The following is a 1,216-nucleotide window of genomic DNA, read 5'->3' on the forward strand; positions in this document are numbered from 1 at the left end:
AGGGTATAGAACCGTGGCAAAGGAAAAGTTTGAACGTAATAAACCGCACGTAAACGTAGGCACCATCGGTCACGTTGACCATGGTAAAACCACCCTGACCGCTGCGCTGACTCGCGTATGTGCGGAAGTGTGGGGCGGCTCTGCCGTTGCCTTCGACGGTATCGACAATGCTCCGGAAGAGCGTGAGCGTGGTATTACCATCGCCACCTCCCACGTAGAGTACGATTCCCCGACTCGTCACTACGCCCACGTAGACTGCCCCGGGCACGCTGATTATGTGAAAAACATGATCACCGGTGCAGCCCAGATGGACGGCGCGATCCTGGTATGTTCCGCTGCTGATGGCCCGATGCCTCAGACCCGTGAGCACATCCTGCTGTCCCGTCAGGTAGGCGTACCTTACATCGTTGTGTTCCTGAACAAAGCGGACATGGTTGACGATGAAGAGCTGCTCGAGCTGGTCGAGATGGAAATTCGTGAGCTGCTGAGCGACTACGATTTCCCGGGCGACGACACTCCGATCATCAAGGGTTCTGCCCTGAAGGCTCTGGAAGGCGACACCAGCGACATCGGCATGCCTGCCGTACAGAAGCTGGTAGAGACCCTGGACGAGTACATCCCGGAGCCGGAGCGTGCTGTAGATCAGCCGTTCCTGATGCCGATCGAAGACGTATTCTCCATCTCTGGTCGCGGTACTGTAGTAACCGGCCGTGTAGAGCGTGGCATCATCAAGGTGGGCGAGGAAATCGAGATCGTGGGTATCCACGACACCACCAAGACCACCTGTACCGGTGTTGAAATGTTCCGCAAGCTGCTGGACGAAGGCCGTGCTGGTGAGAACGTTGGTGTTCTGCTGCGTGGTACCAAGCGTGATGAAGTTGAGCGTGGTCAGGTCCTGGCCAAGCCGGGCTCCATCAAGCCGCACACCAAGTTCGTTGCTGAAGTCTACGTACTGAGCAAGGACGAAGGTGGTCGTCACACCCCGTTCTTCAACGGTTACCGTCCGCAGTTCTACTTCCGTACCACCGACGTAACCGGTGCTTGCACCCTGCCGGAAGGTACCGAGATGGTAATGCCGGGCGACAACGTTCAGATGGACGTTGAGCTGATCGCTCCGATCGCCATGGAAGACGGCCTGCGCTTCGCTATCCGCGAAGGTGGCCGTACCGTTGGCGCCGGCGTGGTAGCCAAGATCACCGAGTAATTCGTTACCCGG

1 protein-coding gene is annotated in these 1,216 nt (G+C 57.7%); it reads left to right on the forward strand.

The annotated features are described in order from the left end of the window. The first annotated feature begins 13 nt into the window (after nucleotides 1-13). Nucleotides 14-1,204, forward strand: a complete 1,191-nt coding sequence (tuf, locus tag Q672_RS31545) for an elongation factor Tu (protein WP_031226999.1) — start codon at nucleotides 14-16, stop codon at nucleotides 1,202-1,204. Nucleotides 1,205-1,216 lie beyond the last annotated feature (12 nt).

Source organism: Alcanivorax sp. P2S70 (genome assembly GCF_000475295.1).
In the GTDB taxonomy this organism is placed as follows: Bacteria; Pseudomonadota; Gammaproteobacteria; order Pseudomonadales; family Alcanivoracaceae; genus Alcanivorax; species Alcanivorax profundi.